Source organism: Streptomyces sp. NPDC046122 (assembly GCF_056429965.1).
This window is the reverse complement of sequence record NZ_JBWKLQ010000005.1, coordinates 100,208-125,441: the sequence shown is the minus strand read 5'-3', so window position 1 is coordinate 125,441 and position 25,234 is coordinate 100,208. Positions and strand designations below refer to the sequence as shown.

The following is a 25,234-nucleotide window of genomic DNA, read 5'->3' as shown; positions in this document are numbered from 1 at the left end:
ACCGGAGGGCGGGTGGCCGCCGCCGGGACCGGCGCGTTCGGTGCCCCGTCACCGACGCCGGACCGGCGCCCGTCGGCTAGCGGCGCGTGACCCGGACCCGGAAGTCGCCGCGTTCGTCGCGTTCCGTCACCGAGATCCGGACGCCGTACTGCCGGTCCCGGAACGTCTCGCCCTCCTCGAACGGCGCGTCCGAAAGCTCCGCGTGCACATTGGGCTGCCGCGTGCAGCCCCCGCTGTCGCGCTCGCTGTCCGCGACGGTCACCGGCCCGTTGCCCGTGTCCACGTCGGCGTCGACCCGGTAGATCAGGACGCCCGGCTTGCAGACGGCGTCGTCGTTGCCCGCCCGGGTGCGCACCTCGACGGCGTACCCCGTCCGCTCGGTCAGCGGTACGAACACCAGCTTCGCCCGGTCGCCGGCGTCGCGGGCGGCGAGCGGCGCGAGGACGTGCTCGCTGGTGCCGCGCGCGGACGCGCAGCGGATCTGCTCGCTGTCGAGCCAGCCCAGCTTCCACTTGTGCCAGCCCAGCAGGTCGTTGTTGGCCCCCCAGTCCTCGGACATGATGTCCCAGTGCCCGACCGCCCCGCCGCCGTCCACGGTGTAGAGGTCCGGCAGCCCGAAGACGTGGCCGTTCTCGTGCGGCAGCACCCGGAAACCCGTCTCGCCGTACGACCCCGACCCGTCGTCCTGACGGCTGTAGACGAACGAGGTGTTGGCGAGCGGGACGCCGTCGGCGCGCGGCGCGTCGTCGTGACCGGAGAAGGTGACGGACAGGACGGTCTCCAGGGCCGAGGGGCCGGCGTTGGGCGTGACGAGGATGTTGACCAGGTCGTACGCGCGGAAGTCCACCCGGTCGTCGGTCTCCGCGATGATGTCCTGGACGAGGTTGCGGTAGCCGGGTTCGTACGGTGAGCCGCGGTCTATCCCGTACGCCGCGAAGGGCAGCGGCATCCGCACCCAGTCGGTGAACGGCGCGACGGGCCGGTAGCGCAGCCGCCCGTACGAGCTCGTCTCGAACCACCGCGTCGTCTGCGGGAAGAACTCCTCGAACCGGTCGCGGGCCGGGCCCTTCCCCGGCGCGTCCGCGAAGTCGATCATCAGGGTGAGGGCGCGCACGTCGCCCGTGGAGCGGGCGAAACCGGGCGGTGTCGGCAGTCCTTCCGACATCTGCACGCCCATCGTGCCCGCGATCCGGCACGGCTTCAGGGCGGCCTCGTCCGCCACCGACACCGACTGGTCGGCGGCGGACACCGGGCCTGCCGACGCGTTGGAGCCGCTGCCCAGCGGGGAGCCCGCGGAGGTCACGGAGGTGAGGGCGAGGCCGGTGAGGGCGGCGACGCTGACGAGGTGGCGGGGCTTGCGTATCCGGGGGCGGGTCTGCTGCATAGAGATTCGCCTTCGGGTCCGCGGCAGCCGGCCGTCCCTGACTGCTCTGGTTCGATCACCCTCCGCCGGGGGCCGTCCGGGCGCGCGCCGGGTGGCCCGATCGTGCGAATTTCCGCGCTCGGCTGTGATCCGGCTCACATGTGCGGTCCAGGGAAATAACCGGGGAGGCTCTCCCCGTTTGCACCTGTGTTCACCGAAGCGGGGAATCGATCCCCGGTTCGGACCCGGTTCCGTACGAGAGGAAGCGCCGTGGCCGCCGTCACCAGCCCCGAAACCGCTCAGCGCCGTGCCCCGCGCCCGCGGGCCGACGCCCTGCGCAACCGGGAGCGGATCGTCACGGCCGCGCGCGAGATGTTCGTCGAGTTCGGCCCGGACGTGCCGCTCGACGAGATCGCCCGCCGCGCGGGCGTCGGCAACGCGACGCTGTACCGGCACTTCCCCGACCGCGAGGACCTGATCCACCACGTGGTCGTCTCCGTCATGTCCCGCACCACCGACCAGGCCGACGCGGCCACCGCCGAGGAGGCCGACGCGTTCGACGCGCTCCGCCGCTTCGTCCACGCGGCCGCCGACGAGCGCATCGGGGCGCTGTGCCCGATGCTCTCCGGCGGCTTCGACAAGGAGCACCCCGAACTGCTCGCCGCGCGCGACCGCCTCGAAGAGGCCGTCGACAGCCTCATGGCACGCGCACGGCGGGCCGGGCGACTGCGCGACGACGTGGCGGTCGGCGACCTCCTGGTCGGCCTCTCCCAGCTCACCCGGCCGCTGCCGGGCAGCGCCTGCATGCACTTCGACCAGTTCGTGCACCGGCACCTGCAACTCTTCCTCGACGGCCTGGAGGCACCGGCGCGTTCCGCTCTCCCCGGCTCACCCGCGACCTTGGAGGGCCTGCGCCGGGAGTCGTGACTCCCACCCACCCCTGCCGCTGACCCCTCGCTTACGTACCTTTCACGCTTTTCGCACCCCTAGGTGGACACCTCCATGCCAAAAACAGCCGACACGCTCCTTCCCGACCCCAACCGCTGGAAAGCGCTGGTCTTCATCGCCCTCGCCCAGCTGATGGTGGTGCTCGACGCGACGATCGTGAACATCGCGCTGCCGTCGGCCCAGCACGACCTGGGCATATCCGACGCCAACCGGCAGTGGGTCATCACCGCGTACGCCCTGGCCTTCGGCGGACTGCTGCTCTTCGGCGGCCGGATCGCCGACCTGTGGGGCCGCAAGCGCACCTTCACCGTCGGCCTGCTCGGCTTCGCCGCGGCCTCCGCGCTCGGCGGCGCCGCCACCAACGAGGCGATGATGCTGGGCTCGCGCGCCCTCCAGGGCGCCTTCGGCGCGCTGCTCGCGCCGGCCGCGCTCTCGCTGCTCGCGGTGACGTTCACCGATGTGAAGGAGCGCGCCAAGGCGTTCGGCATCTTCGGCGCGATCGCGGGCGGCGGTGGCGCGGTCGGCCTGATCCTGGGCGGCTTCCTCACCGAGTACCTGGACTGGCGCTGGACCTTCTTCGTCAACATCCCCTTCGCCGTCGTCGCCGCGGCCGGCGCCTACTTCGTGATCCGCGAGCCGGCCGGCGGCCGCAACCGCTCGCCGCTCGACATCCCGGGCGTCGTGCTCTCCACCCTGGGCCTGGTCGCGCTGGTGTACGGCTTCACGCGCGCCGAGACCGACGGCTGGGCGGCGGGCGCCACGATCAGCCTGTTCATCGCCTCCGCCGTGCTGCTCGCCGCGTTCGTGCTCGTCGAGTCGAAGGTCAAGTCGCCGCTGCTGCCGCTGCGCGTCCTGCTGGAGCGCAACCGCGGCGGTGTCTACGCCTCGCTCGGCCTCGCCGTCATCGCGATGTTCGGCCTCTTCCTCTTCCTCACCTACTACCTCCAGATCGTGAAGGGCTTCTCGCCGGTCAAGACCGGCTTCGCCTTCCTGCCGATGATCGCGGGCATGATCACGGGCTCGACCCAGATCGGCGCCCGCCTGATGACGCGGGTGGCGCCCCGCTACCTGATGGGTCCCGGCTTCCTGGTCGCGGCGCTCGGCATGCTGCTGCTGACGCAGCTGGAGATCGGTTCGTCGTACGCCGGGCTCATCCTGCCCGCGCAGGTGCTGCTGGGTCTGGGCATGGGTACGGCGTTCATGCCGGCCATGTCGCTGGCGACGCACGGCATCGAGCCGCGCGACGCGGGCGTGGCCTCCGCCATGGTCAACACCTCCCAGCAGGTCGGCGGCGCGATCGGCACGGCGCTGCTGAACACCATCGCGGCCAGCGCCACCACGGCGTACGTCGCCTCGCACGCCGCCGGCGCCACCGACGAGCGGTTGCTCCAGGCGCAGGCGATGGTGCACGGCTACGCGAGCGCCATCTGGTGGGCGGTCGGCATCCTGGCCGTCTCCGCGACGATCGCGCTGACGCTGATCAACACCGGCCGGCCGGGTGCGACCACGGTCGCCTCCGGGGGCGCGGACACCGGCGCCGAGGACGAGCTGAAGATCCCCGTCGTCGCGCACTGACCGGTCGTCGCGCACTGGCCCGTCGTCCGCGTGCCGCCCCGGTCGTCACCCACCGGTCGTCACCCACCCACCGGCCGGCGCGCGACGCGGCACGCCCCGGACCTGCCCCGGCATCCCTCAGCGGAGCCAGGGCAGGTCCGCGTCCGTGTCCTTCGGCTGGAGCCCCTCGGCCATGATCCGCATGATCTCGCCGAGTTGCCCCGCCTGCTCCGGGGTGAGCCGGTCGAACATCGCCTGGCGGACGGTGGCGACATGTCCGGGCGCGGTGCGCCGCAGGACCTCGTACCCCTCGTCCGTCAGTACGGCGTTCTGCCCCCGCCGGTCGGACGGGCAGTCCTCGCGGCGCACCCAGCCGTTGCGCTCCAGGCGGGCGACGGCGTGCGAGAGCCGGGATCGGGTGATCTTCGCGGTCTGGGCCAGCTCGGTCATGCGCAGCCGCCGCTCCGGCGCCTGGGAGAGCTGCACGAGCAGGCCGTAGTAGACGTGCGGCATCCCCGCGTCGCGCTGGAGCTGGCGGTCGAGGTGGTCCTCGAGCAGCGTGGTCGCCTGGAGGTAGGCGCGCCAGGTGCGCTGTTCCTGTTCGCTGAGCCAGCGGGGTGCCGTCGTCATGGCACCACTCTACGACCCACTTCTTGAAGGTTAAACTAGATAGGCGTAGGGTCATGGAGAGGAAAGCTTGAAACTTCAAGGGAAGGTCCGGCCATGGAGCGCATGCCCGCCCTCTACCTGAGCCACGGCGCCCCGCCGCTGGCCGACGACCCCGTATGGCCCGGTCAGCTCGCCGCCTGGGCCGCCGGACTGCCGCGCCCACGGGCGATCCTCATGGTCTCCGCCCACTGGGAGGAGGCCCCGCTCGCGCTCGGCGCGACGCACACGACGCCGCTCGTGTACGACTTCTGGGGCTTCCCGGAGCACTACTACCGCGTGGAGTACGCCGCCCCCGGCGCCCCCCGGCTGGCCGAAGCGGTACGCAAGCTGCTGCGCGGGGCCGGTACGCCCGTCCAGGACATCCCGGACCGCGGGCTCGACCACGGGGCGTACGTCCCGCTGGTCGAGATGTTCCCGGCGGCCGACATCCCCGTACTCCAGATCTCCATGCCCACGCTCGACCCGCGCCGTCTGATGGACATCGGGCGCAAGCTCGCGCCGCTGCGCGACGAGGGCGTGCTGATCGTCGGCAGCGGCTTCTTCACCCACAACCTGGCCGCCCTGCGGCACCCGGGCGGCGGGGTCCCCGGCTGGTCGGCCGAGTTTGACGCGTGGGGGCACGAGGCGCTGGAGGCGGCGGACGTCGACGCGCTGCTCGACTTCGAGCACAAGTCCCCGGCCGGCCGGCTCGCCCACCCGCGCACCGAGCACTTCGCCCCGCTGTTCGTGACGCTGGGCGCGGCAGAGGACGAGCTGGGCGCGCGGCGGGACGTGATCGACGGCTTCTGGATGGGGCTGGCGAAGCGCTCGCTGCAGTTCGGCTGAGCGGGGCGGGCGGCGGAACGGGCCGTTCGGGCGGCGGAACGGGCCTTCCGGGCAACCAGGGGGCCGTGGGGGGCGTCTTCGGGGGTGGGAGGCGTGAGGCGGCCGGGACGGCCCCGACTCCCGGGCTGACCTGCGCCTCCGCGGGTCCCCTCGGTGTGCGTGTGTCCGTGGCGGCGGACAGGGTACTGCATGATCACGAAAATGAATGCACGCCAGGGGAATTCTGTCCGGTTTCCAGTCGTTGTTTCCAACGGAAGCGGGGCACCCGAAGGGAGTCCGGCAGCCAACCCATCGCGACCTACTCAGCAAGGGAGCACGCATGGCAACCCGTGCCGTCGCCCGTCGTCAGACCGCCACCGGCGGATCCGGCGGGGTACGCAGCGTTCGCGCCGCAGGCGGGGAGATCGCCGACCGTGACCTGGTCGGCATGTACCTCGACGAAATCGCACGGACGCCGCTGCTCGACGCCGCCAAGGAAGTCGACCTCTCACAGACCATCGAGGCGGGCGTGTACGCCCAGCAGATCCTCGACAAGGAAGTGACCTCGGCCGTCGCCGGGGAGGGGGGGAGCGGGGCAGAGGGGGCGTCCCGCGAGGAACTCGAAGCGCTGGTCGCCCAGGGGGAGCGCGCCAAGGACCTCTTCATCCGGTCCAACCTGCGTCTCGTGGTGGCCGTCGCGCGCCGCTACCCGCGCAGTGGCCTGCCCTTGCTCGACCTGATCCAGGAGGGCAACGCCGGCCTGGTGCGCGCCGTCGAGAAGTTCGACTACACCAAGGGCTTCAAGTTCTCGACGTACGCGACCTGGTGGATCCGGCAGGCCATCACCCGTTCCATAGCCGACCAGTCCCGCACCATCCGCCTCCCCGTGCACCTCGTGGAGGAGCTGGGCCGCATCCGGCGCGTGCAGCGCGAGTTCAACCGCATGCACGGGCGCGACCCGGAGCACGCGGAGATCGCCGCCGAGCTGGAGGCCAAGCCCGAGCGGGTCAGCGACGTCCTCGACTGGGCGCGCGACCCCGTCTCACTGAACATGCCGGTCGACGACGCCGGTGAGACGCAGTTCGGCGATCTGCTGGAGGACACCTCCGCCGTCTCGCCCGAGCAGTCGGTGCTCTCGCTGCTGCGCAGCGAGGAACTGGAGAGCCTCATCGGCCACCTCGACGAGCGCACCGCCTCGATCATCCGCATGCGGTACGGCATCGAGGACGGCCGGGAGCGGACCCTGACCGAGGTCGGCAAGCAGCACGGCCTGACCCGCGAGCGGATCAGGCAGATAGAGAAGCACGCGCTGCTGGAGCTGAAGCGCCTGGCGCGCGACACCGGCTTCGAATCGGCCGCCTGAGCCACCCGTCCCGTCCCCCGACGAGCCCCGGCGCCATCCCCCCCGGCGCCGGGGCTCCCCCTGCCCACCGATCCCGTTGTCCCTGCCTGCGGCTACCGGTCGGCGGTGCGCTTCCGCTGTGCGGCTCCCGTTTCCCCTGCCCCCGGCTCCCGGCCGGCGGTCTGCCTTCCCGTTCCTACCGATCCCGGCCGGCGGTCCGCTTCCCCTGCCTGCCGATCGCGGTCGGCGGCCGCCCGGCTGGCCCGGCCCCCCAGTCCGGCCAGGAACTCGACGAGCTCCGGCGGCTCGGAGACCGTGAACTCGCAGCCCACCATCGCCAGCCGGATCCCCAGCCACTCCACCGAGTCGGTCGTGGTGACGTCGAGCCGGCAGCGGTCGTCGTCGCCCTCCACCGGCTCGGGCGCGCCGAGCGTCGCCGGCAGCCGGGCCGCGACGGCGGCGACCGGCGCGTCGAACGCCGCCACCACGCGGTAGCGCTCCTGGAACCGGTGGAGGGACTGCCGGATGAACTCGGCGGCGTTGCCGCTCGGCAGCCCCCGGGGCGTGAACCGCGCCCCCGTGGCGAACGGTTCGCCGACCCGGTCGACGCGGAACGTGCGCCAGGCGTCCCGGTCCAGGTCGTACGCCACGAGGTACCAGCGGCGCCCGGTGCTGACCAGCCGGTGCGGCTCGACCAGACGCCTGCTCTCGGACCCGTCGCCCGACCGGTAGCGGAACCGCAGCCGCTCCTGCCCGGTCGCCGCCCCCGCCATCACGGTCAGCGTGTGCGGATCGATCGTCGCGCCGTCGCCGCTGGTCAGAGGGATGGTGGCGGCCTGGAGCGTGGAGACCTGCCGGCGCAGCCGGGACGGCAGGACCTGCTCCAGCTTCGCCAGCGCCCGTACGGACGCCTCCTCGATGCCCTCCACCGCGTGGCCGGCCCCCGCCCGCAGCCCCACGGCGATCGCGACGGCCTCCTCGTCGTCCAGCACCAGCGGCGGCATGGCCTTGCCGGCGACGAGCCGGTAGCCGCCGTCCGCGCCCATCGTGGCCTGGACGGGATAGCCCAGCTCGCGCAGCCGGTCGATGTCGCGCCGTACGGTCCGGCGGCTCACGCGCAGACGCTCGGACAGCTCGCGGCCCGGCCATTCGCGGGGCGTCTGGAGCAGCGAGAGGAGGTGCAGCAGCCGGGCCGGTGTGTCGGTCGTCATGGCCCCAGGATGCCCTCCGTCTAGGACATGAACTGTCCTACACGGCCTCTAGTCTCCTTCCATGACTTCCACACCCCCGCCCGACCGCCGCCGGTGGTTCGCGCTCGCCATCGTGATGACCGCCGCGTTCATGGACCTGGTGGACGTGACGATCGTGAACATAGCGATCCCCAGCATCCAGCAGGACCTGGGCGCCACGTTCGGCGCGATCCAGTGGATCACCGCGGGATACGCCCTGGCGTTCGCCGCCGGACTGATCACGGGCGGCCGGCTCGGAGACATCTACGGCCGCAAGCGGCTCTTCCTCATCGGCATCGGCGGCTTCACGCTCGCCTCCGCGCTCTGCGGGTTCGCCGGCGACGCGGACATCCTCGTGGCGTCCCGCCTCCTCCAGGGCGCGATGGCGGCTCTGATGGTGCCCCAGGTCCTGTCCATCGTGCACGCCACGTTCCCGGCGCACGAGCGCGGCAAGGTCTTCGGCCTCTTCGGGGCGATCGTCGGCCTCGGCGCCGTGTCGGGCCCGATCCTGGGCGCCCTGCTCACCGAGTGGGACCTGTTCGGCCTCGGATGGCGGCCGATCTTCCTCATCAACCTGCCCGTCGGCATCGCCGGCCTGATCCTCGGCATCCTCTACATCTCCGAGTCCAAGGCCCCCAAGGCCCTGCGCCTCGACCTCGTCGGCGTGGCGCTCGTCACGCTCGGCCTCCTCATGCTGATCTACCCGCTCACCCGGGGCGAGGAGCTGGACTGGCCGCTGTGGGGCCACCTCTCAATGATCGCCAGCCCGGCCGTCTTCGCGCTGTTCGTCGCGTACGAGCGGTACAAGACCCGCAAGGACGGCTCACCGCTCGTCGAGCTCTCCCTGTTCAAGGTGAAGAGCTTCGCGGCGGGCATCGCGGTACAGCTGACCTTCGGCGTGGCCCTGGGCATCTTCTTCCTGGTCTGGACGCTCTACATGCAGGCCGGCCTCGGCTGGAGCGCGCTGCGCGCCGGTACGACGGGCATCCCGTTCTCCCTCGCCGTGTCGCTGGCGGCGGGCCTCTCCGTGCAGAAACTCGTCCCGCGCTTCGGCCGCAAGGTCCTCCAGGCGGGCGCGCTGACCATGGTGGCCGGTCTGCTGCTCTACATCTGGGAGGCCGACCGCTACGGCACGGCCATCCAGCCGTGGCAGATGGCGCTGCCGCTCGTCGTGATGGGGCTCGGCATGGGCCTGATCGTGGCGCCGCTGACCGACGCGGTGCTGTCCGACGTGCCGCGCGAGCACGCGGGCTCGGCGTCCGGCCTGATCAACACGATGGGGCAGATGGGCAACGCGCTCGGTCTCGGCCTCGTCTCCGTCGTCTTCTTCGGCGTGATCGGCGACGGTCTGGCGCCCGGCCAGGTGGGCGCGGCCTTCGTGGACGCGTTCCAGAACGCGCTGTGGTGGACGACGGCGGTGCTGGTGGCGATCTTCTGCCTGATGTTCGCGCTCCCGGCGCGCCCGAAGGCCACCGCCGGGGAGCCGGCGGAGGCGGTCGCGGCCAAGGAGCCCGCACTCGCTCCCTGACCGACCCGCGAATGGCGCCCAGGCAGACGCCCGGGCGCCGTTCGCATGCCCGAACATGTTTACATCCCCCACTTCCGCCCGTAATCTCGCCCTGAAACCACAAACTCGGGCATCGGACGGATGTAATCCCACATGTACGCACCGGAGCGCCAGCAGGAGATCCTCCGCCTCGCACGCGAGAGCGGGCGCGTGGACGTGCTCTCCCTCGCGGAGACCTTCCAGGTCACCGCCGAGACCGTCCGCCGCGACCTCAAGTCCCTCGACCGCGCGGGCCTGCTGCGCCGGGTGCACGGCGGCGCGATCCCGGCGGGCAGCCTGGACTTCGAGCCCGACCTGGCCGAGCGCGAGTCCACCGCCTCCGGCGAGAAGGACCGCATCGCGCTGGCGGCGCTGGCGGAACTCCCCCAGGACGGCAGCGTCATCCTCGACGCAGGCTCGACGATCGCCCGCCTGACGGCGAACGTGCCGCTGGAGTGCGGGCTCACCGTCGTCACCCACGCGCTGCCCGTCGCCGCCCGCCTCGCCGACCACCCCGGCATCGACCTGCACCTCGTCGGGGGCAGGGTCCGCCACCGCACGCGCGCCGCCGTCGACGCGTGGGCGCTGCGGGCGTACGCCGAGATCCGCGCCGATGTCGCCTTCCTCGCCACCAACGGCTTCTCGACCACGAGCGGCCTCACCACCCCCGACCTCGCCGAGGCCGCCGTGAAGCGCGCCGCGATCGCGGCCGCCCGCCGGGTGGTGCTGCTGGCCGACTCCGCCAAGCTCGGGCAGGAGCACTTCGCCCGCTTCGGGGCCCTGACCGACATCGACCTGCTCATCACCGACACCGGTCTGAGCCCGCGGGACGCCGCCGCCATTGAAGCGGCCGGCACCGAAGTCCAGTGCGTCTAGGAACCACATGATCCTCACCGTCACCCCGAACCCCAGCCTGGACCGGACGTACGAAGTCCCCGCCCTGGAGCGCGGCGAGGTGCTGCGCGCCACCGCCGACCGTATGGACCCGGGCGGCAAGGGCGTCAACGTCTCCCGCGCCCTCGCGGCGGCCGGTCACCGCACCGTCGCCGTCATGCCGCTGGGCGGCGCCCCGGGCGCGCTGATGTCCGAACTCCTGACGGCCCAGGGCATCGACGTCGCGCCCGTCCCCGTGACCGGCCGCACCCGCTCCAACATCACCGTCGTCGAGCCCGACGGCACGCTCACCAAGATCAACGCACCGGGCCCCGAACTCTCCGCGGCCGAAGCCGAGTCACTCCTGGCCGCGGTGCACGGCCGGTCGGCCGACGCCCTCTGGATCGCCTGCTGCGGCAGCCTCCCCCCGGGCCTCGGACCCGCGTGGTACGCCGAGTTGGTCGCCCGCGCCCACGCGGCGGGCGCCCGTGTCGCCCTGGACACCTCGGGCGCCTCGCTCCTCGCGGCGCTCCGCGAGCGCCCCGACGTGGTGAAGCCCAACGCCGAGGAACTGGCCGAGGCGGTCGGCCGCCCCCTGGCCACGTTCGGCGACGTACTGAAGGCGGCCCACGCGCTCAGGGACGCCGGCGCGCGCACCGTGCTCGCCAGCCTCGGAGCGGACGGCCAGCTCCTGGTCGCCGAAGGCGCCACGTACTACGCCGCCTCGACACCCACCACCGTCCGCAGCAACGTGGGCGCGGGCGACGCCTCCCTCGCCGGTTTCCTGGCGGCGGGCGGCGAGGGACCGCGCGCCCTGGCCGCGGCGGTCGCCCACGGCACGGCCGCTGTGCGGCTCCCCGGCAGCGTCATGCCGCACCCCGCCGACCTGGACCTCGCGGCCGTCACGGTGACCCAGGACATCCCCCTCTCCCGCGCCCTGACCGAGCCGCCCCCCACCCCCTCAAGGAGCCCGCGATGAGCCAGATGATCACCGCGGACCTGGTCGACCTCGACCTGGCCGCCCCCACCAAGGAAGAGGCGGCGCGTTCGCTCGCCGAGCGCATTGCGGCCCTCGGCCGCGTGACCGACCTCGACGGCTTCCTCGCCGACGTCGCCGCGCGCGAGGCGCAGATGCCGACCGGCCTGGACGGCGGCATCGGCATCCCGCACTGCCGCAGCGCACACGTCACCGAGCCGACGCTCGCCTTCGGCCGCAGCGCGCGGGGCATCGACTTCGGCGCCCCGGACGGCCCGGCCGACCTGATCTTCCTCATCGCGGCCCCGGCCGGCGCCGACGACGCGCACCTGACGATCCTCTCGTCCCTGGCCCGCCACCTGATGGACCCCGACTTCACCGCCGCCCTGCGATCCGCCGGCACCCCGGCATCGGCAGCCGCCCTCATCAGCGGCGAGGACTCCCCGGCCGAACCCGCCGCGCCGCCGGGAGGGGACGTGCCGGGGCACTCCCCGCAGGGCGTCGAACGCAACCACCGGCTATCGACCGCAGCGGTGCCGGAAGGTTCGGCGCCCGAGGAGACGCCCGGGCGCGGCCCCGCCCCCGAAGCCCCCGCCTCCCCGGCCGCGACGGACCGCCGCACGACGGAATCCACCGCCGAACCCGCCGCCGCACCGTTCAGGATCGTCGCCGTGACGTCCTGCCCCACCGGCATCGCCCACACCTACATGGCAGCCGAGGCCCTGGAACGAGCGGCAGCCGGCACCACCGACCTGGCCGTGGAAACCCAGGGCTCGGCAAGCTTCACCCGCCTCGACCCCGCCGTGATCGCCGCCGCCGACGCCGTGATCTTCGCGCACGACGTCCCCGTACGCGACAAGGAGCGCTTCGCGGGCAAGCCGACGGTCGACGTGGGCGTGAAGGCGGCCGTCAACCGACCGGCCGAGCTCATAGCCGAAGCGCGAGCCAAGGCGGAACGCGGTGAGACGACCGAACCCGCGCGGACCGCACCGCTCGACGAGAAGGGCGAGCCCGGCGAGGGCTACGCCACCAAGCTCCGCACATGGCTGATGTCCGGCGTGAGTTACATGGTCCCGTTCGTGGCCGCGGGCGGCCTCCTCATCGCCCTGGGCTTCGCCATCGGCGGCTACGGGATCAACAAGGCCCCCTCCGTCGCGGAGCACTTCGCCTGGACGGACACCAGCAGCTGGGCCGCCCTGATGTTCCAGATCGGCGGCCTCGCCTTCGGTTTCCTGGTCCCCGTCCTGGCCGGTTACATCGCGTACGGCATGGCCGACAGGCCAGGACTCGTCCCCGGCTTCGTGGGCGGCGCGATCGCGGTGGCCGTCAACGCGGGCTTCCTCGGCGGCCTGGTCGCCGGCCTGGTCGCGGGCGCGGTGGTGACGGCGATCCAGAAGGTCCGGGTCCCGACCGCTCTGCGCGGCATCATGCCGGTCGTGGCGATCCCGCTGATCTCCTCGATCGCGGTCGGCTTCCTGATGTTCCTGGTGATCGGCGAGCCGCTCGCGAAGCTGCAGAGCGCGCTCACCGACTGGCTGTCCGGCCTCTCCGGCGCCAACGCGGTCATTCTCGGCGTGGTCCTCGGCCTGATGATGGCGTTCGACCTGGGCGGCCCGCTCAACAAGGTGGCGTACGCCTTCGCCGTCGGCGGTCTGGCCGACCCCAACGAGGGCAGTCTGAAGGTCATGGCCGCCGTCATGGCGGCCGGTATGGTCCCGCCGCTCGCGATGGCCCTGGCGACGACCGTACGGAGCAGGGTCTTCACCAGGACGGAGCGCGAGAACGGCAAGGCGGCCTGGGTGCTGGGCGCCTCGTTCATCACCGAGGGCGCGATTCCGTTCGCGGCGGCGGACCCGCTGCGCGTGATCCCGTCCGCGATGGCCGGCGGGGCGGTGACGGGCGCCCTGTCGATGGCCTTCGAGTGCACCCTGCGCGCCCCGCACGGCGGCATCTTCGTGGTGCCGCTGATCGGCAACCCGTTCCTCTACCTGGTGGCGGTCGTCGCCGGTACGGCGGTCAGCACGACCCTGGTCGTACTCCTCAAGGGCCTGCGCAAGCCGGCGCCGCGACGCGAGACCAGCACCGAGCTGACCCCGGCGGCCTGACCCCGCAGCCCGGCGCCCGAACCGACGCCGCGCGGCACCGCACCCCGCACCCCGCCGCGCGGCTCACCGGACGCGCGCCCGGAGCTCCATCGCCTCCCGGGCCGCCCGCTCCGTCGCGTACACCTCGCACATGTGGCGGCCGTCCGGCGTGGCCGTGTGCTCGACCTCCCAGAGGCTGACCTCGCAGCCGTCCCGCAGCAGGAACGCGTGCTCGTACAGCGTGAAGCCGGCGTCCCGGCCCTCCGGGCCGCACTGGCGGCCGAACGCCTGGGTGATCTGGTGGGCGACGGCCGTGGCCAGCCGGAGCCCGGCGTCCGGCCCCGGCCGGTCCGTGTTCTCGGCCCGGCGCAGGACCCGGCGCGCGTGATCCGCCGAGTTGTCCGGGACGAAGATGCGTGGGGCGGCGGCCGGCCGCGCGGCCATGAGCGCGGCGAGGATCTCCAGGTCGGCGTCGAGCCCCGCGTCACCGCCCTGCGGATCGCGCCCGTCCGCGTCGGCCCCGGCCGAACCGGGCGCACCGCCGCCCGGGCGCGCCAGCCGGGACGCCGCCAGCCGGGCCTCGGCGGCGTCGGTGTAGAGCTCGTGCTGTGTGGTGCCGTCGCGGCCCGCGTTGTGCGTCAGCTCCCACAGGACGAGTGAACTGCCGTCGGACAGCAGGAAGGCGTGCTTGAACGTCTCGCGGTGCAGCCCCGCGCTGTGGTGCGAGGAGTGCAGCGACGTGCTGTGCGCCAGCGCGGTCTCGAGCCGCTCCACAGCGGCGTCGGGCAGGTCGAACGAGTTGAGTGCGCGCCCCAGGAGTCGCTCGAGGTGCTCCTCGGTTGTCTCGTACGGATCGCTCAAGGGTCTCTCCAGGCCGTCGCCGCTTGTTACTTGCCGAGTGCTCAACGTAGCCCCTGGGTCTGACAACGTCGCCGGGGTTGAGCAAAACGAAGGGGGCGCACCCGAGGTTCCCGCGCCCGGTGGTCAACTCCCCGCGGCGGTACGTCAGTAGAGGTCCCGGTACGCCGGGTAAACACCGCCCGCCCCGTCGACTCCTTCCGCCGCCAGCACCGCTTTCACCACCGCCCGCGTCAGCGTGTCGGCCCCCGCCGCCAGCACCTCGTTGAGGGCAGCGGCCTCCGCGTGCACCGCGAACGCCGGCTCCGCCGAGCCACCCGCCGGCGTCCTCGCCCCGGTGGAAAGGGCGAAGACGGTGTCCCCGTCGCTGAGCAGATGCACGGGGCGCACGGCCCGCGCGAGCCCGTCGTGCGCCGTCCCGGCAAGCTTCTGCGCCTGGGCGCGCGTCAGCGCGGCGTCGGTGGCGACGACGGCCAGCGTGGTGTTCAGCGGGGGACGGGCGGAGCTCGCCGCGCGCCGCAGCGTCGCCGCCCGCGCGTCGGCCAGCCTCAGCCGCGCCGCCGCGTGCACCTCCCGCGGCGGATAGGCGACCCGCCCCTGGAAGGAACTCCCGTACAGGGCACCCGTCAGCGGATCGACGACCGAACCGGCGGCGTTGACCACCACGAGCGCCCCCACGGTCACTCCCGAGTCGAGTACGACGGAGGCCGTGCCGACGCCCGCCTTCAGGTCCCCCGCCACCGCCCCTGTGCCCGCGCCCACCCCGCCCTGCGCCACGGACGCCCCGACGCCGGTACGGGCGGCGTCCTCCACGGCGGCCCGCCCCGTCGCGGCGTCCGGCCTGGCCCGCCAGTCGCCGCCGCGCCCCAGGTCGAAGAGGCAGGCGGCCGGAACGACCGGCACCACTTGCGCCGGGTCGGGCCCGACCCGGAATCCCCGGCCCCGCTCCTCCAGCCAGGCCATCACGCCGGACGCGGCGTCGAGACCGTACGCGCTGCCGCCCGTCAGCACGATCGCGTCGACGCGCTGCACCAGATTGCGGGGGTCGAGGGCGTCGGTCTCCCGGGTGCCCGGCCCGCCGCCCCGGACGTCCACGGCGGCCACCGCCCCGCCCTCCGGCGCCAGTACGACGGTGGTGCCGCTGAGCGCCCGCTCACCCGGCACCCGCGCGTGACCCACCCGCAGTCCGGCCACATCGGTCAGGGCGTCGGCCCTCGTCCGGTCTCCCACGATCTGGTCTCCCATCAGGTCTGCGTATCACGCCGGATCCGCCGGGGCCCAGAGGCGGCCGGGCGCACAGGACCGGCATTCCGCCGTACGCTGGAGGTATGAGCACCGCCCCCGCCCACGGACCGCGAGACCCGGAGCCGACGTCCGGACAGAAGGCCGAGAGCACGCCGCGGCCGAAGCCGGCGCTGGACTTCGGCGATCCGCTGGACCAGCAATCGGCGGACGACACGGACCGGGGGTGGGGCGAGCGGCCTCCCGGCAGTGGTGGCGGCGCGGCCGACCTCGCCCGGTTCCTGGACGAGAAGCCGCCGCACCACCTCTGAGCGACCCGGGCTACGGCGTCTTGTCGTGGCCCGAGCCGCGCTGCGCGACCAGGGCGTCCCTGATCTCCTTCAGCAGCTCGATCTCGGTGACCTCCATGATCTCCACGGTGGCGTCCTTCGCCTTGTCCCGGGCGGCCCGCCGTGCCAGGTACTTGGCCATGGGCAGCACCATGAGGAAGTAGACGACCGCGGCGGTGATCAGGAAACTGAGGACCGCGCTGAGGACCAGCCCCCAGTTGATGGGGATGCCCTGCATCACGCCGTTCCCGTCGGGCTTGCACGGCTGCTTCAGGCAGGAGCTGTACTTCTCCAGATCCTGCGTGCCGAACGCGCCGACCAGCGGGTTGATCACGCCCTTCACGATCGAGTTCACGACGTTGGTGAACGCCGCGCCGATGACCACCGCGACAGCCAGGTCGATCACATTGCCGCGCATCAGGAAGGCCTTGAAGCCCGCCAGAACGCTCTGCTTCTTCTCCTCGCTCACGGATGAGCCTCTTCTCGCATGTACCGGGGGCGGAGCAAACAGTTCCGAAACCTACGGCAGCAGGTGACCGCCCTGTCCAATCCCCGCTCCCGCACCGGTGACCTGACAGCTCCTCAGTTCTAGCGGGCGCGTCCGCCGCCCGCGCGGGCCGGGTCAGCACAGCGTCACCGCCAAGAGGGAGGTCGCGCCCACACCGGCCAGCGCGGCGGCTGTGGCGCGCGGCACGGACAGCACCACCAGCGCCCCGCCGCCCTCGCCCCCCGGGCCCCCGCCCGCTTTCGGCACGTCGGCCACCCGCGCACCGGCGGCCACCACGCGGGCGTCCGGAGCCTGCCCGCCCGGCATCGTCGGGCCGGCCGCCGCGGCGATCACGTCGACCCGGTCGCCCCGGCGCAGCAGGCGTACGGTCTCCGCGTCCGCGATGCGCACCGGAGCGGACACCATCTCCACCGCCGGGCGCTCCCGCCGCGGCGCCCGCACTTCGTCGGCCTGCTCCCGCGCCTGTGCCGCCCCGCCCGTGCGCCCCGCGTCGCGCGCCCCCGAGGCTGCCAGCGCGGCGGCGGTCATCGCGAGCCCGGCCGCCATCGCCCGCCTCCTGCGGCGTACCGCACGCCGGAGCCGGTGCCTGCCGCCGCGCACCCGCAGCGGCGCGAAGTCGGGCACACCGTAGGGACCCGGCCCGGCGTCGGGCGCCGGGGGAGCGGGGACGTAGGGGTAGAGGGACACGGCGACCACCGCCTGGCACGAGGATGTCGACGGGAGTCCCGTCCGGACGCTCCTCACGATCCCCGGCCGGCCTGCATCCCGCCGGGCCCTGTGGGCAACCCGCGCACTGTGGACAACTCGGTCACCCACCCCCGTCGCGGCGCCCCCACGGGCTACGGCAGCGCGATCCCCGTGTCCAGGCCGTCCAGCGCGTGCGAGCACAGGCAGTCGCGCGTCCCGTTCTCCGGCAGCTCCGCCACCGCGTCGAAGAGCACCTCGCGCAGCCGGCCCACGTTCGCCGCGAACACGCGCAGCACCTCCTCGTGGGAGACGCCCTCGCCCGCCTCCGCCCCGGCGTCCAGGTCGGTGACCAGCGCCAGCGACGTGTAGCAGAGCCCCAGTTCCCGCGCGAGAATCGCCTCCGGATGCCCGGTCATGCCGACCACCGACCAGCCCGCGGCCGCGTGCCACCGCGACTCGGCCCGCGTCGAGAACCGCGGGCCCTCCACGACGACCAGCGTCCCGCCGTCCACCGGCTCCCACGCGCGCCCGCGCGCCGCGGCCAGCGCGGCCCGGCGCCCCTCGGGGCAGTACGGGTCGGCGAAGGCCACGTGCACGACGTTCGGCAGCTTTCCGTCCACCGGCGTCTCGCCGTCGTAGAACGTCTGCGCGCGCGTCTTCGTACGGTCCACGAGCTGGTCCGGCACGAGCAGGGTCCCGGGCCCGTACTCGACCCGCAGCCCGCCCACCGCGCACGGCCCGAGCACCTGGCGCGCGCCGACGGAACGCAGCGCCCACAGGTTGGCGCGGTAGTTGATGCGGTGCGGCGGCAGGTGGTGGCCGCGCCCGTGGCGGGGGAGGAAGGCCACCCGTCGTCCCGCGATCTCGCCCAGGAAGAGCGAGTCGCTGGGCCTCCCGTACGGGGTGTCGACCTCGACCTCGGTCACGTCCTCCAGGAAGGAGTAGAAGCCGGAGCCGCCGATCACGCCGATCTCCGCGTCGGTCCCTGTGTTCGCGTTCGCCATGGCGGTCACAGTAGCCGGGGCGGGAAACGCCGAGGACCCCGCCGTCGGAAACGGCGGGGTCACCCGGGAAGGGCGGGGGCCTAGGCGGCCGTGGAGCTGCTGGAACCTGAAGACGCCGAAGAAGACGACGACGAGCTCGACGACGCGGCGGACTTCGAGTCGCCGCTCGACGACGACGAAGAGGACGCCGAGGACGACGTTCCGGCCGTCTTCGAGGACGACGTGGCCGGCGTGCTGCTCGACGAGGAGCCGCGGCTGTCGTTCCGGTAGAAACCGGATCCCTTGAAGACGATGCCGACCGCGGAGAACACCTTCTTCAGGCGTCCCTCACAGCTGGGGCACACGGTCAGTGCGTCATCGGTGAACTTCTGCACCGCCTCGAGGCCTTCGCCGCACTCGGTGCACTGGTACTGATAGGTCGGCACTTGCTCCTCCTGGCACTCTCACTCAATGAGTGCTAACGACAATCCATAGTGACGTATTCCGCTGGATCAGTCCACCGTCACAGGCACTCGGTGACTCATGCCACGTGCGGCGACCCGTCCGGGGGCCTTCGGTGCGAGCCGCGAACGCAGCGCCACCAGGGTGGCCAGGGCGAGCGCGGTGCCCGCCAGCGGCACGAGGAATCCCGCGCTCGCGCCGTTCGCGTCGGCCAGCCGTCCCGCGACCGTGACGCCCGCCGCCTGGCCCAGCGCGACCGCGCCGGTCAGCCAGGTGAACGCCTCGGTACGGGCCGAGGCCGGTACCAGCGCCTCGACCATGGTGTAGCCGGTGATCAGCGCGGGCGCGATGCACAGGCCGACCAGCAGCCCCAGACCGGCGAGCAGCGGCACGGAGTGCACTGCCCACAGTCCGGAAGTGGCCAGGGTCAGCGCGGCGTACCCGGCGATCAGACGGCGGCGGGGGCCCGTCTTCCACGCGATCGCGCCGCACACGATGCCGGCGAGCATGTTGCCCGCGGCGAACGTTCCGTACAGCAGCCCGTTCGCGCCCGGACTGCCGATCTCCTCGGAGAACGCGGTCAGCGAGACCTGCATTCCGCCGAAGACCGCTCCGATGCCGAGGAAGGCACCGGCGAGCACCCGTACGCCGGGCACGGAGAGCGCGGAGGCACGCGGTCCGTCGGACAGCGACAGGCGGCCCGCCCGCGGCTGCGTACCGCGCTGCACGGCGAAGAACAGGCCGCCGACCAGCGTGAGCACGGCCTCGGCGATCAGGCCGGCCGCCGGGTGGACACCGGTGCACAGCGCGGTCGCGAGAACGGGTCCCACGACGAAGGTGAACTCGTCCGTCACGGACTCGAAGGCCGCGGCGGTCGACATGAGGGGCGAACCCTCCAGCTTGGCGGCCCAGCGGGCCCGCACCATCGGACCGATCTGCGGAACGGACGCACCCGTCGGAACGGCCGCGGCGAACAGCGCCCACAGCGGCGCTCCGGAGAGCGCCAGCACCGTCAGGGTGACGACGGAAGCGGTGTGCACGAGAACGCCCGGAACGAGTACGGCGCTCTGGCCGAAACGGTCGGCCAGTTTGCCGCTCTGGGGCGCGAACAGTGCCATGGAGACGCCGGTGACGGCGGCGACGGCGCCCGCGCTGCCGTACGAACCGGTGGTGTGCTGCACCAGCAGCACGATGCCGATGGTCAGCATCGCGAAGGGCTGGCGTGCCAGGAACCCGGGTACCAGGTACGTCCAGGCTCCAGGGGTGCGGAGCAGCTGGCCGTAGCCGGGGCGGGTGGTGGTGACCGTGTCGGACACGGTCCTTGCCTTTCTGCCGCCTGGTGACGCTCCCCGTGCACGCGGTGTGTGCGTGCGGGAGCCGCCGAGAGCTGTCCTCTTGCGCAGGACCGGCGGTAGATACCAGGACACCCCCTGCGAAGGGGGCCGGCCGCCGTACGGTCGCGCCAGCTCTGCGTCAGGCAGAGTTGGTCGATCAGTAGACCTTCATGTTACAGGTCATCGCTCGGGGTGCACCTGTGATTGCGTACGGATTACGTCACACCGCCTGTGTTCACGGCGATCAGTGGCGGCTCCCGCCACCCGTGCCCAGCCACCCCGCGAGCTTGCCGCCGAGCGCGACCGCCCGCAGCCGCCGCTCGGTGGCGTCCCGTACCGGATCGGTCGTCACCACGAGCAGCTCGTCGCCGCGCCGCAGCACGGTCGTCGGCAGCGGTACGAAGCTGGTCCCGTCCCGCACGACCAGCGTGACCGCCGCGCCGTGCGGCAGACGCAGCTCGGCCACCTCCACGCCGTGCATCCGCGACTTCTCGGGGACGGCCACCGACAGCAGATGCCCGCGCAGCCGCTCCAGGGGCGCGGACTCGATGCCGAGGTCCGCCGCCTCGGAGGGGTCCTCGCCGAGTTTCAGCCACTTCGCCAGCCAGGGCAGGGTCGGCCCCTGGACGAGGGTGTAGACGACGACGAGGACGAAGACGATGTTGAAGACCCGGTCGCTGCCCTCGATGTCCGTCACCAGCGGGATGGTCGCCAGGATGATCGGCACCGCGCCGCGCAGCCCCGCCCAGGACATCAGGGCCTGCTCCTGCCACGGGATGCGGAACGGCAGCAGGCTGACCAGCACCTCCAGCGGCCGCGCCACCATCGTCAGCACCAGCCCCACCATCACGGCGGACCAGAAGTCGGCCAGCAGCTCGTGCGGCGTCACCAGCAGGCCGAGCAGGACGAACATCCCGATCTGCGCGATCCAGCCCAGCCCGTCGGCGAACCCGCGCGTGGCCGGCCAGTGCGGCAGTTTGGAGTTGCCGAGCACCACGGCGGCCAGATAGACGGCGAGGAACCCGCTGCCGTGCGCGATGGCTCCCGCCGCGTACGCCGACACCGCGATGGCCATGACGGCGATCGGGTACAGGCCGGACGCGGGAAGCGCCACACGCCGCAGCGCGTAGGCGCCGAGCCAGCCCATCGCGAGACCGATGCTCGCGCCGATCGCCAGTTCCAGGGCGATCTTGCCGACCAGGACGTACCAGTCGTCCACCGGACCGGCCGTCGAGAAGGCGACCACCAGGATCACGACGGGTGCGTCGTTGAAACCCGACTCCGCCTCCAGCACGCCCGTGATCCGGGAGGGAAGCGGCACCTTGCGCAGGACGGAGAAGACCGCGGCGGCGTCCGTGGACGAGACGACCGCGCCGATGATGAGGGACTGGCGCCAGTCGAGACCGACGAGGTAGTGCGCCCCCGCGGCCGTGACGCCCACGCTGACCGCGACGCCGACGGTCGACAGCACGACCGCCATGGGCAACGCGGGTCGGACTTCCTTCCACTTCGTGCCGAGACCGCCCTCGGCCAGGATCACCACGAGGGCGGCATAGCCGATCACCTGCGTCAGTTCGGCGTTGTCGAACTTGACGTCGAAGAAGCCGTCCTGCCCTATGGCGATCCCGATCCCGAGGTACAGCAGCAGGCTGGGGAGCCCGCTGCGGGACGAGATGCGGACGGCCGCGACGGCGATGAGCAGGACGAGCGAGCAGATGAGCAGCAGTTCGTTGAGCTGGTGGACAGTCAGCGGCCGTTCCTTCCCGGGCACGCCTGCCGGATCGTTCCTCCGGCGGCCGGTACTTCGTTACCTTACCTAATCTTTAACGTTTTCTTGACGCCGATACGGCGCGGATATCCTTCGTACGATCGCCGTTGGCGGCACCGCGTCGGGGGCGCGGAAGCGCTGCGCCTATGGTTGCTCCAGCACCCAAGGACCACCCTGCCCCTCGAAGGACAGCGATGCCCGCCAACACCACCGCCTCTTCCGGCAAGAAGAAGAAGGGGCGTCGCGCCCGCCTGATCGTGATCGTGCTGGTGTTGGCCCTTGTCGCGGGTGTCGGCTACGGCGCGTTCTGGAGCATCAGCACGGTGCGCGCCTCCTTCCCGCAGACCACCGGGTCGATCGAGCTCGACGGTCTCTCGGGTCCCGTGGACGTCAAGCGTGACGACTTCGGCATCCCGCAGATCTACGCGGACACCGACGAAGACCTCTTCCGCGCCCAGGGCTTCGTCCAGGCGCAGGACCGCTTCTACGAGATGGACGTCCGCCGTCACATGACGTCGGGCCGGCTGTCCGAGATGTTCGGCGCGGACCAGGTCGACACCGACGAATTCCTGCGCACGCTCGGCTGGCGCCGCGTCGCGCAACAGGAGTACGACACCCAGCTGTCGCCGGAGACGAAGAAGAACCTCCAGGCGTACGCCGCCGGCGTCAACGCCTACCTCGAAGGGCGCGAGGGCAAGGACATCTCCGTCGAGTACGCCGCCCTCGGCTTCGTGAACGACTACAAGCCCGAGAAGTGGACGCCCGTCGACTCGGTGGCCTGGCTCAAGGCCATGGCCTGGGACCTGCGCGGCAACATGCAGGACGAGATCGACCGTTCGCTGATGACGAGCAGGCTGAACGCGAAGCAGATCAAGGAGCTGTACCCGGCCTACCCGTACGACCGGAACAAGACGGTCGTAGAGGAGGGCGCGGTCGACGAGACGGCGAAGAAGTACGACCCGAAGGCCACCGGCGCCTCCGGCACGGGCGACGGCACGGGCGACGGCACGGGCACCGGCACCGGCACCGGAACGGGCTCCGGAATCGGCAACGCGTCGGGCACCGGCAACGCGTCGGGCACCGGCAACGCGTCCGGCACCGGCACCGGCACCGGAGTCGGCGCGGGCACGGCCGCCGAGGGCGTCCAGAGCCAGCTGTCCGGCATCTCCGACGCCCTCGACGAGATCCCCGCGCTCTTCGGCCCGAACGGCAGCGGCATCGGCTCCAACTCCTGGGTCGTCTCCGGCCGCTACACGACGACCAAGAAGCCGCTGCTCGCCAACGACCCGCACCTCGCGCCGCAGTTGCCCTCGCTCTGGTACCAGATGGGCCTGCACTGCCGGAAGGTGTCCCCCACCTGCAAGTACGACGCGGCGGGCTACACCTTCTCCGGCATGCCCGGCGTGATAATCGGCCACAACCAGAGCATCGCCTGGGGCTTCACCAACCTGGGCGCCGACGTCACCGACCTCTACCTGGAGAAGGTCTCCGACGACGGCTACTTCTACGACGGCGCCACCAAGCCCTTCACGACCCGGGTGGAGACCATCAAGGTCGCCGGCGGCGGGTCGAAGAAGATCACCATCCGCTCCACCGGCAACGGCCCGCTGCTCTCCGACCGCAGTGGCGAACTCGGCAAGGTCGGCGAGAAGGCCCCGGTCGACAACGCCGCCCCCGACCGCGGTGACGGCTACGGGATCTCCCTCAAGTGGACCGCGCTGATGCCCGGCAAGTCCATGGACGCCGTGTTCGAGCTGAACCGCGCCACGGACTTCAAGAGCTTCCGCGCCGCCGCCGCCCACTTCGAGGTCCCGTCGCAGAACCTCATCTACGCCGACACCGCCGGCAACATCGGCTACCAGGCCCCGGGCCGCATCCCGGTCCGCGGCGCCGGCCACGACGGCACCCTGCCCGCCGCCGGATGGGACCCGCGTTCCCGCTGGAAGGGCTTCATCCCGCAGGACGAGCTGCCGTACGAGTACAACCCCGAGCGCGGCTACATCGTCACCGCCAACCAGGCCGTGATCGACAAGGAGAAGTACCCCTACCTCCTCACCGAGGACTGGGGCTACGGCGCCCGCAGCCAGCGGATCAACGACCTCATCGAGTCGAAGATCGCCGACGGCGGCCGGATCTCCACCGACGACATGCGCACCATGCAGATGGACAACAGCAGCGAGATCGCCAAGCTGCTCACGCCCCACCTGCTCAAGATCGACGTCTCGGACCCGAACGTCCGCGAGACGCAGAAGCTGCTCGAAGGCTGGGACTACACCCAGGAGCCCGACTCGGCGGCCGCCGCGTACTTCAACGCGGTCTGGCGCAACGTCCTCAAGCTCGCCTTCGCCAACAAGCTCCCCAAGGAGCTTCGGGTCAAGGGGCAGTGCCTCTCCGTCCGCCCCGCCGACAGCACGGGCCCGGTCGACGACCCGGACAAGCGGGTGCGCGAGTGCGGGCAGCGCGCCAAGGACTCCGCGCAGCCGGACGGCGGCGACCGCTGGTACGAGGTCGTCCGCACGATGCTCAAGGACGAGAAGAACGAGTGGTGGCAGGCGCCGGGCACCCGCCTGGACAAGCCGACCGACACCCGTGACGAGCTGCTCGGCCGCGCCCTGAAGGACGCCCGCTGGGAGCTGACGGCCAAGCTCGGCAAGGACGTCGACTCCTGGAGCTGGGGTCGCCTGCACCAGCTGGAGCTGAAGAACCAGACGCTCGGCACGAGCGGCCCCGGCCTCGTCCAGTCGCTGCTCAACCGCGGCCCCTGGAACCTGGGCGGCGGCGAGGCGGCGGTCAACGCCACCGGATGGAACGCGGCGGGCGGCTACGAGGTCATCTGGGTGCCGTCCATGCGGATGGTCGTGAACCTCAACGACCTCGACAAGTCCCGCTGGATCAACCTCACCGGCGCGTCGGGTCACGCGTACAGCTCGCACTACACCGACCAGACCGACATGTGGGCGAGGGGCGAGCTGTTCGACTGGCCGTTCAGCGACGAGGCGGTCGAGAAGAGCACCACCGACAAGCTGGTGCTCAGGCCGTAGGGGCGCGGGCGCCCGGCGGGTGTCAGGCCGTGAAGCGCCTGACCCCGCCCGGCGTCACCACGGCGCTCACGGGGTGGTCGTGCGGTTCCCTCGGAACCCGCGCGACCACCTCCGCGTCGTACAGCAGCACCACCAGGTGAGGCCGCGCGCCCGCCGCCTCCAGCCGGGCGAGCACCCGGTCGTACGAGCCGCCGCCGCGCCCGAGCCGCGTTCCGCGCCCGTCCACGGCCAGGCCGGGCAGCAGCACCGCGTCCGCCTCCAGGACGGCCCGTACGCCGAGCCGCGCGCCCCGCGGTTCCAGCAGCCCCAGCCGGGCGCGCTCCAGACGCTCCGCGCCCTCGTACCGCGCCCAGTCCAGATCGTTGTCCGGCAGGAGGACGGGAAGCAGCACCCGCACGCCCCGCGCGCGCAGCGCGTCCAGCAGCGCCCGGGTGCCGGGCTCGCTCCCGATCGACACGTACGCGGCGACCGTGCCGGCCTCCGCGAGCTCCGGCAGCTCCAGTGCCCGGTGGGCCAGAACCATTCCGGCCTTTTCGACGTCACTACTGGTCAACCGGGATCTCATGCCGAGGAGTTCTTTTCGCAACTCCGCCTTGTCAGGCTCTTCACACATCACCGTGGCTCCACAAAACGA

The 25,234-nt window shown here is 72.2% G+C and carries 22 protein-coding genes; 10 read left to right on the top strand and 12 right to left on the bottom strand.

From position 1 onward, the window contains the following. Positions 1 to 76 precede the first annotated feature (76 nt). Positions 77 to 1,384: a M6 family metalloprotease domain-containing protein gene (locus AC07FK_RS16465; protein WP_479105572.1), complete on the bottom strand. Its 1,308-nt coding sequence runs from the start codon at positions 1,382 to 1,384 to the stop codon at positions 77 to 79. Positions 1,385 to 1,633: 249 nt separating this feature from the next. Between AC07FK_RS16465 and AC07FK_RS16460 the strand changes: the two genes are divergently transcribed. Continuing rightward, positions 1,634 to 2,290, top strand: a complete 657-nt coding sequence (locus AC07FK_RS16460; RefSeq protein WP_479105571.1) for a TetR/AcrR family transcriptional regulator — start codon at positions 1,634 to 1,636, stop codon at positions 2,288 to 2,290. A gap of 75 nt (positions 2,291 to 2,365) precedes the next feature. Beyond that, positions 2,366 to 3,886, top strand: coding sequence for an MFS transporter (locus AC07FK_RS16455; protein ID WP_479105570.1), 1,521 nt, complete (start codon positions 2,366 to 2,368; stop codon positions 3,884 to 3,886). 117 nt (positions 3,887 to 4,003) lie between these two features. Here the strand turns inward: AC07FK_RS16455 and AC07FK_RS16450 are convergent, their stop codons facing one another. Beyond that, the gene (locus tag AC07FK_RS16450) at positions 4,004 to 4,495 is read right to left on the bottom strand and encodes a MarR family winged helix-turn-helix transcriptional regulator (RefSeq protein ID WP_479105569.1); all 492 of its coding nucleotides are present in this window, start codon (positions 4,493 to 4,495) and stop codon (positions 4,004 to 4,006) included. A gap of 102 nt (positions 4,496 to 4,597) precedes the next feature. Here AC07FK_RS16450 and AC07FK_RS16445 point away from each other — a divergent pair, with 102 nt between their 5' ends. Both AC07FK_RS16445 and AC07FK_RS16440 read left to right on the top strand, forming a co-directional pair. Then, on the top strand, positions 4,598 to 5,359 hold the full coding sequence (locus AC07FK_RS16445) for a dioxygenase family protein (protein WP_479105852.1): 762 nt from the start codon (positions 4,598 to 4,600) through the stop codon (positions 5,357 to 5,359). Positions 5,360 to 5,678: 319 nt separating this feature from the next. After that, complete coding sequence (locus AC07FK_RS16440) at positions 5,679 to 6,701, top strand: sigma-70 family RNA polymerase sigma factor (RefSeq protein WP_479105568.1); 1,023 nt, start codon at positions 5,679 to 5,681, stop codon at positions 6,699 to 6,701. 92 nt (positions 6,702 to 6,793) lie between these two features. On the opposite strand, the gene AC07FK_RS16435 is transcribed toward AC07FK_RS16440, so the two are convergent. Then, positions 6,794 to 7,891, bottom strand: coding sequence for a helix-turn-helix transcriptional regulator (locus tag AC07FK_RS16435; RefSeq protein WP_479105567.1), 1,098 nt, complete (start codon positions 7,889 to 7,891; stop codon positions 6,794 to 6,796). A 61-nt stretch (positions 7,892 to 7,952) separates the two neighbouring features. Between AC07FK_RS16435 and AC07FK_RS16430 the strand changes: the two genes are divergently transcribed. From AC07FK_RS16430 to AC07FK_RS16415, 4 genes are all read left to right on the top strand, one after another. Continuing rightward, on the top strand, positions 7,953 to 9,437 hold the full coding sequence (locus AC07FK_RS16430; protein ID WP_479105566.1) for an MFS transporter: 1,485 nt from the start codon (positions 7,953 to 7,955) through the stop codon (positions 9,435 to 9,437). A 132-nt stretch (positions 9,438 to 9,569) separates the two neighbouring features. Further along, complete coding sequence (locus tag AC07FK_RS16425) at positions 9,570 to 10,331, top strand: DeoR/GlpR family DNA-binding transcription regulator (protein ID WP_479105565.1); 762 nt, start codon at positions 9,570 to 9,572, stop codon at positions 10,329 to 10,331. A 7-nt stretch (positions 10,332 to 10,338) separates the two neighbouring features. Further along, complete coding sequence (gene pfkB / locus AC07FK_RS16420) at positions 10,339 to 11,307, top strand: 1-phosphofructokinase (RefSeq protein ID WP_479105564.1); 969 nt, start codon at positions 10,339 to 10,341, stop codon at positions 11,305 to 11,307. Then, the gene (locus AC07FK_RS16415; RefSeq protein WP_479105563.1) at positions 11,304 to 13,409 is read left to right on the top strand and encodes a PTS fructose transporter subunit IIABC; all 2,106 of its coding nucleotides are present in this window, start codon (positions 11,304 to 11,306) and stop codon (positions 13,407 to 13,409) included. The genes pfkB and AC07FK_RS16415 overlap by 4 nt, the downstream gene beginning before the upstream one ends. Before the next feature lie 63 nt (positions 13,410 to 13,472). On the opposite strand, the gene AC07FK_RS16410 is transcribed toward AC07FK_RS16415, so the two are convergent. Further along, on the bottom strand, positions 13,473 to 14,249 hold the full coding sequence (locus AC07FK_RS16410; RefSeq protein WP_479105562.1) for a DUF6227 family protein: 777 nt from the start codon (positions 14,247 to 14,249) through the stop codon (positions 13,473 to 13,475). A 144-nt stretch (positions 14,250 to 14,393) separates the two neighbouring features. Continuing rightward, entirely contained in the window at positions 14,394 to 15,491 is a 1,098-nt protein-coding gene (locus AC07FK_RS16405) for a P1 family peptidase (RefSeq protein WP_479105561.1), read from the bottom strand. Between the two features lie 83 nt (positions 15,492 to 15,574). On the opposite strand from AC07FK_RS16405, the gene AC07FK_RS16400 reads away from it, so the two are divergent. Continuing rightward, positions 15,575 to 15,799: a hypothetical protein gene (locus AC07FK_RS16400; RefSeq protein WP_479105560.1), complete on the top strand. Its 225-nt coding sequence runs from the start codon at positions 15,575 to 15,577 to the stop codon at positions 15,797 to 15,799. 10 nt (positions 15,800 to 15,809) lie between these two features. Here AC07FK_RS16400 and mscL read toward each other — a convergent pair whose 3' ends face one another. From mscL to AC07FK_RS16370, 6 genes are all read right to left on the bottom strand, one after another. Then, a complete protein-coding gene (gene mscL / locus AC07FK_RS16395) occupies positions 15,810 to 16,286 on the bottom strand; it encodes a large conductance mechanosensitive channel protein MscL (RefSeq protein ID WP_479105559.1) in 477 nt (158 codons plus the stop codon). Between the two features lie 153 nt (positions 16,287 to 16,439). Beyond that, positions 16,440 to 17,012 carry a hypothetical protein gene (locus tag AC07FK_RS16390; protein ID WP_479105558.1) on the bottom strand — a complete coding sequence of 191 codons (573 nt, stop codon included), beginning with the start codon at positions 17,010 to 17,012 and terminating at the stop codon, positions 16,440 to 16,442. A 152-nt stretch (positions 17,013 to 17,164) separates the two neighbouring features. Continuing rightward, the gene (locus tag AC07FK_RS16385; RefSeq protein WP_479105557.1) at positions 17,165 to 18,016 is read right to left on the bottom strand and encodes an S-methyl-5'-thioadenosine phosphorylase; all 852 of its coding nucleotides are present in this window, start codon (positions 18,014 to 18,016) and stop codon (positions 17,165 to 17,167) included. A gap of 80 nt (positions 18,017 to 18,096) precedes the next feature. Further along, positions 18,097 to 18,441 (bottom strand): FmdB family zinc ribbon protein, encoded by a 345-nt coding sequence (locus tag AC07FK_RS16380; protein WP_479105556.1) that lies wholly within the window; start codon positions 18,439 to 18,441, stop codon positions 18,097 to 18,099. Between the two features lie 66 nt (positions 18,442 to 18,507). Next, positions 18,508 to 19,773 (bottom strand): MFS transporter, encoded by a 1,266-nt coding sequence (locus AC07FK_RS16375; protein WP_479105555.1) that lies wholly within the window; start codon positions 19,771 to 19,773, stop codon positions 18,508 to 18,510. A 262-nt stretch (positions 19,774 to 20,035) separates the two neighbouring features. Continuing rightward, positions 20,036 to 21,541, bottom strand: coding sequence for a potassium/proton antiporter (locus tag AC07FK_RS16370; protein ID WP_479105851.1), 1,506 nt, complete (start codon positions 21,539 to 21,541; stop codon positions 20,036 to 20,038). 212 nt (positions 21,542 to 21,753) lie between these two features. On the opposite strand from AC07FK_RS16370, the gene AC07FK_RS16365 reads away from it, so the two are divergent. Next, a complete protein-coding gene (locus tag AC07FK_RS16365) occupies positions 21,754 to 24,600 on the top strand; it encodes a penicillin acylase family protein (RefSeq protein WP_479105554.1) in 2,847 nt (948 codons plus the stop codon). Positions 24,601 to 24,622: 22 nt separating this feature from the next. On the opposite strand, the gene AC07FK_RS16360 is transcribed toward AC07FK_RS16365, so the two are convergent. After that, positions 24,623 to 25,213, bottom strand: coding sequence for a 5-formyltetrahydrofolate cyclo-ligase (locus tag AC07FK_RS16360; protein ID WP_479105553.1), 591 nt, complete (start codon positions 25,211 to 25,213; stop codon positions 24,623 to 24,625). Between the last annotated feature and the right edge of the window lie 21 nt (positions 25,214 to 25,234).

Excerpts from the sequence above, each read along its gene's own strand:
- AC07FK_RS16360 (WP_479105553.1), bottom strand. The coding sequence starts at position 25,213 with ATGTGTGAAGAGCCTGACAAGGCGGAGTTGCGAAAAGAACTCCTCGGC.
- AC07FK_RS16440 (WP_479105568.1), top strand. The coding sequence starts at position 5,679 with ATGGCAACCCGTGCCGTCGCCCGTCGTCAGACCGCCACCGGCGGATCC.
- AC07FK_RS16425 (WP_479105565.1), top strand. The coding sequence starts at position 9,570 with ATGTACGCACCGGAGCGCCAGCAGGAGATCCTCCGCCTCGCACGCGAG.
- AC07FK_RS16415 (WP_479105563.1), top strand. The coding sequence starts at position 11,304 with ATGAGCCAGATGATCACCGCGGACCTGGTCGACCTCGACCTGGCCGCC.
- AC07FK_RS16435 (WP_479105567.1), bottom strand. The coding sequence starts at position 7,891 with ATGACGACCGACACACCGGCCCGGCTGCTGCACCTCCTCTCGCTGCTC.
- AC07FK_RS16365 (WP_479105554.1), top strand. The coding sequence starts at position 21,754 with ATGCCCGCCAACACCACCGCCTCTTCCGGCAAGAAGAAGAAGGGGCGT.
- AC07FK_RS16455 (WP_479105570.1), top strand. The coding sequence starts at position 2,366 with ATGCCAAAAACAGCCGACACGCTCCTTCCCGACCCCAACCGCTGGAAA.
- AC07FK_RS16450 (WP_479105569.1), bottom strand. The coding sequence starts at position 4,495 with ATGACGACGGCACCCCGCTGGCTCAGCGAACAGGAACAGCGCACCTGG.
- AC07FK_RS16430 (WP_479105566.1), top strand. The coding sequence starts at position 7,953 with ATGACTTCCACACCCCCGCCCGACCGCCGCCGGTGGTTCGCGCTCGCC.
- AC07FK_RS16385 (WP_479105557.1), bottom strand. The coding sequence starts at position 18,016 with ATGGCGAACGCGAACACAGGGACCGACGCGGAGATCGGCGTGATCGGC.
- AC07FK_RS16465 (WP_479105572.1), bottom strand. The coding sequence starts at position 1,384 with ATGCAGCAGACCCGCCCCCGGATACGCAAGCCCCGCCACCTCGTCAGC.
- AC07FK_RS16405 (WP_479105561.1), bottom strand. The coding sequence starts at position 15,491 with ATGGGAGACCAGATCGTGGGAGACCGGACGAGGGCCGACGCCCTGACC.
- AC07FK_RS16400 (WP_479105560.1), top strand. The coding sequence starts at position 15,575 with ATGAGCACCGCCCCCGCCCACGGACCGCGAGACCCGGAGCCGACGTCC.
- AC07FK_RS16445 (WP_479105852.1), top strand. The coding sequence starts at position 4,598 with ATGCCCGCCCTCTACCTGAGCCACGGCGCCCCGCCGCTGGCCGACGAC.
- pfkB (WP_479105564.1), top strand. The coding sequence starts at position 10,339 with ATGATCCTCACCGTCACCCCGAACCCCAGCCTGGACCGGACGTACGAA.